Here is a 6,992-nt window from a genome sequence, read left to right on the forward strand (position 1 = left end):
TAAGAAAAGACACAACAGAATTCAGGTTTGCTGGATTACTTTTCAAATACACAGACTCTTTTTTGATCAGTAAAGATCAGCTTGATCCCAAATTGATCAGCTATCCAAATCATTGTATTCAATGAATAAAAGACCACATGAGTAGGGTCTTTGACGTAATACCAATCAGGAAAGTGATCTATTCCTTGATGCATGTCTGTCATGATAGAAAGCAGCCCACCCTTTTCGAGTAAGTCGAGTATCTTCACCATCTCTTTTTGAGGATCATGAAAGTGTTCTAGACATTCGGTAGCAAAAATCAAATTATATTTTTCATTTTTAATCCCTTTGGGAAAGAAAAAAGGATCATAATTATCACAGGAGATTTGATAAGGTTGAAGGATATAATTGATAGCCGGGCCTGGACCGCAACCAAAATCCAATGCTTGGAGATTTGGCAGTAAATGGGTCTTGATAGGATCAATGGCTCTTTTCAAAAATGAAACATATCCATCATGCTGAGGACCATTTTGATGCAGTTGATAATGTTTTTTCTCTCCTAGTCCAGTAAAGGACGCTTTTGGCGCTCTGAAGATTAGATCACATGCCGAACAGTGCGTAAATTCTCCTTTGAACTCAAAGTCATGACTAGGGGATAAACAAAGTGGGCAGTTATGAAACATTTTCTAAAATTGAACAAAAATAATTTCACATCAGTAGTATTCCTAAGAACAAATTGTCTTTTGCTTCTAAAAAGAGTAGCTTTGCAACTTCTTTTCACCAAATCACAAGCCTAAGGAATGACTTGTACTCCACCCTGAAACATATTTTTCATGTTAGATCACCCCTTTTCAATTGATTAGGAGGGTGATTATGTACCTTTTATTTACCTCTTCCTATTAAATTTATTATAGTATGGCACAGATGTTTTATCGCCTGTTTAAACCTACGCAGGCAAATCTGAAAGATGAAGTATTATCCGGTTTGACTGTAGCCTTGGCCTTGGTGCCTGAAGCAGTTGCATTTTCATTGATAGCGGGAGTGAGCCCGCTGATTGGCTTATATACTGCATTTATTATTGGTTTGATTACCTCAATTTTAGGAGGTAGACCAGGAATGATCTCAGGAGCTACCGGCGCGATTGCTGTGGTCGTTGTAGCTTTGGTAGCTACACATGGCGTAGAATATCTTTTTGCTGCTGTGGTATTGATGGGCTTGATCCAAATTCTGGTTGGAGTCCTGAAACTTGGGAAATTGATCAGATTGGTTCCACATCCTGTGATGTTTGGGTTTGTAAATGGCCTTGCGATCGTAATTGGAATGGCTCAGTTTGATCAGTTTAAGTTTACTACAGTGGAAGGCACTGTAGAATGGATGACTGGAAACCCACTATATATAATGATTGGCCTGGTGGCTTTGACCATGGTCATCATTAAGTTCTTACCAAAATTGACCACCGCAGTGCCATCTGCTTTGGTAGCGATCTTGACAATCTCGTTGATTGTGATTTTTGGTGGGGTTGATACCCGTACTGTTGGTGATTTGGCTTCCATTAGTGGAGTGCTGCCAGAGTTTCACCTACCTGTTGTTCCAATGAACTGGGAGACTTTGATGATCATTTTGCCTTACTCTGCGATTATGGCAGGGGTAGGCTTGATTGAGAGCTTGCTGACATTGACCTTGATAGATGAAATCACTGAGACTAGGGGGCATGGTAATAAAGAATGCGTGGCACAGGGTGTCGCTAATTTGACTACAGGCTTCTTCGGAGGTATGGGGGGTTGCGCCATGATCGGTCAGTCCTTGATCAACGTCAATGCTGGTGGTAGAAATAGAATTTCTGGAATTGTAGCCTCAGTTGGGCTTTTGGTTTTTATCCTTTTCCTATCGACTTATATTGAGATGGTGCCGATGGCTGCTTTGGTAGGTTTGATGTTTATGGTTGCTATTGGTACTTTTGAATGGGCGTCTTTGAAGGTTTTCAGAAAAGTGCCTTTTCATGATGTATTGGTGATGGTGACGGTGACCTTGGTAACGGTATTCTTACATAACCTAGCTTTGGCTGTGTTGATTGGTGTGATTATTTCTGCTTTGGTATTTGCTTGGGAAAATGCGAAAATGATCCGAACCAGAAAAAAAATTGATGCAAATGGTGTGAAGCACTATGAGGTATATGGCCCCTTGTTTTTTGCTTCAGCATTGACATTTGGGCAAAAGTTTGATCCAATCAATGACCCAGATGAAATTGTGATAGATTTTGCTGAAAGCAGGATTGTAGATCATTCGGGAATTGACGCCATCCACAAGGTGACAGAGCGATATGAGAAATTGGGAAAGACGGTTTATATCCGCCACCTCAATACTTCCAGCAAGGTGCTCCTATCTAAGGCTGAGAAAATCATCCATGTCAATTATACAGCTGATGATCCTAGTTTTAAGATAGTCACAGATTGATGACAAAAATCGGTATAATGCCGATTTATGAAAAAAATAAGAGTACCCGCAAGGTTGCAGAAGACAAAAAAGGCCCACGATTTTAGTCGTTGGCTTTTTTTGTTTAGAGGTCTTTCTGGTTATTGCAAAAAGTTTTTTTCTAATTCGGATTTTTGATTTCAAGGTAAGGAACTCCTCAGAAATGATGGTGAACAGCTGGCTAGACAATGTCAACTAAATTAATTTCAAAAAGGGTGTTTTTTAAATGATCTCCTGATCAATAAGTTTTTTAACGTAAGATTTGAGTTTAAGCAATATTTACTTAGTTTAGAAAATTCCTTTTCACGAAGGATGTGGGATTAATTTGATAAAAAGGGCCGGAGATTTTCTCTGGTTTTTTTTAATATCGAGGATTTGTGTATTTTTATTATCCTGAACAAGTAAAAATTACTTTTCATCATAGAAGATAACTTTTATTATCAAATGCAAATTCAGAACCATTCAAAGAAATCAAGGATTTTAATTGTAGAAGACGAGTTGGTCATTGCGGAGGATTTGAAGGACATATTGGAAGATCTTGGCTATGAGGTTTGCGGTATTGCCATCAGTGCAAGAGAAGCTTTGGCTATGATTGAGGAGCACAACCCTGATTTGGCTTTATTGGATATTCAGATCAAAGGCGGTAAAGATGGGATAGAGCTTGCTGCGGATATCAATGCAGACTATCATATGCCATTTATCATCGTGTCCTCTTATTCAGATCTACAGACACTTGAAAGAGCAAAAGGTGTTCATCCATATGGGTATCTTGTCAAGCCATATAATGAGCGGGAGATTTTTGCAGGCATAGAAATGGCTTTGGCTAATTACGCGAAGGAACAAGAGAGAAAAGAGCAGTCAGATAAATCGGAAGACTTTGTTTTGAAGGATAGCCTTTTTATCCGAACTAATGGGATGCTTGTCAAGCTCAAGCTCAGGGATATCATTTATTTTGAGGCGGATGCGAATTATACCCAAGTCTATACGAGGGATAAGAAATATGTAATCAGGTCTATTTTGAAAGAACTGGAAGGTAAACTGGATCCAAATCGATTTGCGAGGGTTCATAAATCATTTTTGATGAATTTGGAAGAAATTGAAAGTATTCAGGCTGATGCTGTTCAGATTGCAGGCAAAGAAATCCCAATTAGCAGAAATCAATATAGTTGGTTGCTACATCAGATCAAGATGTTATAGTTTGCTTCTTTGCTATATTTATGCATTTGTTACACTATTTTTTGGTCTTGTTACCAAGTGAAATCAGTTGCGTGCTGATTGTCAGTAGATTCATTTAAAATTTTTGAACAACCAAAAACAAAATGAATCATGAAAAAATCAATCACAGTACTCGCCAGCTTTTTTTTAGTAGTATTTGCAAGTTTTGCACAAGTTGAATCCCTTGTAGCCATCAATGCCGCTAAAAATTCTAAAAATGTAGAATTAAGAGCAATAGAGCTTCCAGCTTTTATAGGTGGCCAGGATGCCATGACTACTTATATACAGGAGGAGATAGCCTATCCAGCATTAGCTTTTAGACAGGGTGTAGAGGGTGTGGTTTTGGTTAATTTTAGAATTACCAAAGAAGGGAAGATCATCAAGCCCTACATTTCTCAAGGAGTTCATCCTGCATTGGATGAAGAAGCCCTAAGAATAGTATCAGAGATGCCAAAGTGGACACCTGCACTTCAGAATGGTACGCCTAGAGAAGTTGCTTATCAGCTCCCTATTAGATTTGAGTTAAACGATTAAAGACTTTGCATAAGTAATCCACTAACTGTCTTCTGGTTCAGGGGGCAGTTTTTTAATTATTTAAAATTTAACTAGCTTTAAAATGTTGAACTTTTGTCACTTATGACTTTGAATAAAATGAAGAATCAAATAGTTTTTATAATGATTTTTGTCCTTTTTGGTGTTTTTGAAACTTCTGCACAAGTTCCCCAATGGACACTCGACTCTCTGGTTTTATACGAGGAAAAATTAGCAAGCCATGTCAGTAAGGATCAGCTTGATGAAGGTAAAGCTGTGATCGCAAAAATAGAGGAAGAAGGTTCTAATAGTTTGGACCCTGTATTTTTTGATTTTTTTGAAAGGGCTATTGAAAACAAATCCTATCAAAGTCAAGATGCGCTTATGGCGGAGTTGCACAAAAGTTTGGGAATGCTGGAATACTTTCGTGGGAATATTCAAGCGGCGTTATCGGCTTTTTATAATGCTAGACTATACTACATCAAATCAGATGAGAAGAAAATGGCGGCAGGCATGGCGATGAATATTGGTGTGATGCAAGAGAAAATTGGTCAATATGACTCTGCAATCAGTAATTATAAATTAGCAGAGCCAGTTTTTAAGGAATTACAAGATGCCAAAGGGCTGAGTAATGTCTATGAAAATCTAGGGCTAGCGTATTATCAAGAAGATGATTTTGATTTAGCATTGCGTTATTTTGAGCAGACAGATTCCTTGCTAAATACCTATCTGGACCCTAATGAAATCCGTTGGGTAGGTTTTTATATGAACAAACACCTATTACTCTTCAAAATGAATAGAGTAGAGGAGGGTTTGAAACTTTTATTGAAGGGTTTTCAAATAGCCGAAGCGAATAAAAATGATTATTACATCAGTAAGTTGGGAGAGATGATGGGTGAGGTCTATGAGCTGCGTGGCCAAACTGATAAGCAGTATGAAGCTTTGATGAAAAGTAAGGCGTTTTTTAAAGACAGCAAAAATCAGCAAGCTGTGGCTAATCTAAATTATAAATTGGGAGTCTATCATTATCAATATGGCGTCATGGATTCGGCGATGGTATATGTAGAAAAGAGTTTGGCTTATTTCAGGGAAAATCAAATGGAATCCTCCATAGGAATGGTTCTGAATACCATGGGTAATATTGCTTTTATGCAAGAAGATTATGAAAAAGCTATACAGTATTACCAACAGACAGCTGCTTACTATAAAAATGAAAATACCCAGGCTTACGCTGGATTCCTTTTCAACATGGGTTATTCCCTGAATAAGGTGGGACAATCAGCCCGGGCTTTAGAATACATGGAGCGAGCTTTGGCTATTAGAAAGCCTCTCAAGGATCTAGGCGGGATTAGGGATGCCTACCAAGGTATAGCAGAAGCACAAGAGGGACTGAGAGAATATGCTAAAGCCTATGAAGCTTTTAAATTGTTTCACATTTATCACGACTCAGTTTTCAATGAAGTAAAGAGTAGGCAGCTTGCGGAGTTGGAGACAGAGTATGAATCTGGAAAAAAGGATCAAGCGATAGCCGTATTGGAAAGTGAAAAAGAAATTCAAGCACTTTTATCTCAGAAACAAAAAGCACAGATCTCACTCAGTATAGGAGGGTTGATCTTATTTTTAGGATTGGCAGGTGTATTTTTCAGACAAGCCAAAATCAGAAAGCAGCACAATCATATTTTGGCTTTGAAAAATGAAGAAATTGCCAAGCAGAATGATGAAAGAGAGCTTTTGCTCAAAGAGATTCATCACCGAGTGAAGAACAATCTTCAGATTATTTCCAGTTTGTTGAGTATGCAAACTAGGGGGCTACAAGATGAAAAGGTCAAGGGAGCCATGAAGGAGAGTCAGAGTAGGGTCAAGACTATGGCTTTGATTCATGAGAAGCTCTATCAATATGAAAACCTTTCTAAAATCAATATGCAGGAATATATGATTCAGTTGAGTGATTTTCTGACACAGACCTATCGATCAGACAAGCAGATCAATGTGATCGTGGAGGCATCGGAAATCAGTCTGGATATGGATATGGCGATCCCAATCGGCTTAATCACGAATGAACTGCTTTCTAATTCACTGAAGTATGCTTTTGAGGATAGTGATTTTGGAGAGATTCACATCATTTTCAGTGAAATAGATCCTGGGAATTATAAGCTTCGAGTGGAGGATACAGGGAAGGGTTTGGATAATGATTTGGATATAGAAAAGTCCAAGTCCCTTGGCTTGAAGCTAGTAAGAACATTGACTCGTCAGATCAATGGACAACTCAAAATCAGTTCCAATCCAGGTGCCACTTTTGAGATTGAATTTAAAGAAGATGCTTTGGCTGCCTGATATGGGTATTTCGATTATGTAGAACTGGTGTTGCTTTTCTGTTATAAAAAATTAGTAGCTACTCAACATGCTAAAAACCAAAGGGGTTGGTTGAAGATATAAAATTGTTGCGCAATAATATCTCTCTATACTTGCTTTGAATATAAATTCACCTTACTTTTGTACCACAATATCAGCAAATGGCTGATTTAATCATGAAACAAGCGGTTTTACACCGTCAAAATATATCGCGGGATGGAGCAGTTGGTAGCTCGTCGGGCTCATAACCCGAAGGTCACAGGTTCGAGTCCTGTTCCCGCTACTACGAAGCCAAGCAGAAATGCTTGGTTTTTTTTATGTCTTGAAAATGAGGTGGAGGGTAGTCTGGGATCAGTCTTAAAATCTGGGGAGGTTCAAAATTTAGCCATAGATATTAGCTAGTCTAAATAGGAAGAACTCTACATTTGAAACGCCTCTAAACT

5 protein-coding genes and 1 tRNA gene are annotated in these 6,992 nt (G+C 38.3%); 5 read left to right on the forward strand and 1 reads right to left on the reverse strand.

All coding sequences use genetic code 11. The annotated features are described in order from the left end of the window. Positions 1-35: 35 nt before the first annotated feature. The gene (locus CHB66_RS13885) at positions 36-662 is read right to left on the reverse strand and encodes a class I SAM-dependent methyltransferase (protein WP_089241962.1); all 627 of its coding nucleotides are present in this window, start codon (positions 660-662) and stop codon (positions 36-38) included. Positions 663-894: 232 nt separating this feature from the next. On the opposite strand from CHB66_RS13885, the gene CHB66_RS13890 reads away from it, so the two are divergent. The 5 genes from CHB66_RS13890 (at position 895) to CHB66_RS13910 (ending at position 6,832) form a co-directional block, all read left to right on the forward strand. Beyond that, positions 895-2,433: a SulP family inorganic anion transporter gene (locus CHB66_RS13890; RefSeq protein WP_089241964.1), complete on the forward strand. Its 1,539-nt coding sequence runs from the start codon at positions 895-897 to the stop codon at positions 2,431-2,433. Between the two features lie 462 nt (positions 2,434-2,895). Then, entirely contained in the window at positions 2,896-3,648 is a 753-nt protein-coding gene (locus CHB66_RS13895; RefSeq protein ID WP_089241966.1) for a LytR/AlgR family response regulator transcription factor, read from the forward strand. A 129-nt stretch (positions 3,649-3,777) separates the two neighbouring features. Then, the gene (locus tag CHB66_RS13900) at positions 3,778-4,200 is read left to right on the forward strand and encodes an energy transducer TonB (protein ID WP_089241968.1); all 423 of its coding nucleotides are present in this window, start codon (positions 3,778-3,780) and stop codon (positions 4,198-4,200) included. Between the two features lie 117 nt (positions 4,201-4,317). Continuing rightward, a complete protein-coding gene (locus CHB66_RS13905) occupies positions 4,318-6,531 on the forward strand; it encodes a tetratricopeptide repeat-containing sensor histidine kinase (RefSeq protein ID WP_170932499.1) in 2,214 nt (737 codons plus the stop codon). A 228-nt stretch (positions 6,532-6,759) separates the two neighbouring features. After that, positions 6,760-6,832, forward strand: a tRNA-Met gene (locus CHB66_RS13910). The last annotated feature ends 160 nt before the right edge of the window (positions 6,833-6,992 follow it).

This window comes from Belliella buryatensis (assembly GCF_900188245.1).
Lineage (GTDB): Bacteria > Bacteroidota > Bacteroidia > Cytophagales > Cyclobacteriaceae > Belliella > Belliella buryatensis.

What these genes read in the sequence shown, in the direction of transcription:
- CHB66_RS13890 (WP_089241964.1), top strand. Translation starts at nt 895, where the DNA reads ATGGCACAGATGTTTTATCGCCTGTTTAAACCTACGCAGGCAAATCTG.
- CHB66_RS13900 (WP_089241968.1), top strand. Translation starts at nt 3,778, where the DNA reads ATGAAAAAATCAATCACAGTACTCGCCAGCTTTTTTTTAGTAGTATTT.
- CHB66_RS13895 (WP_089241966.1), top strand. Translation starts at nt 2,896, where the DNA reads ATGCAAATTCAGAACCATTCAAAGAAATCAAGGATTTTAATTGTAGAA.
- CHB66_RS13885 (WP_089241962.1), bottom strand. Translation starts at nt 662, where the DNA reads ATGTTTCATAACTGCCCACTTTGTTTATCCCCTAGTCATGACTTTGAG.
- CHB66_RS13905 (WP_170932499.1), top strand. Translation starts at nt 4,318, where the DNA reads ATGAAGAATCAAATAGTTTTTATAATGATTTTTGTCCTTTTTGGTGTT.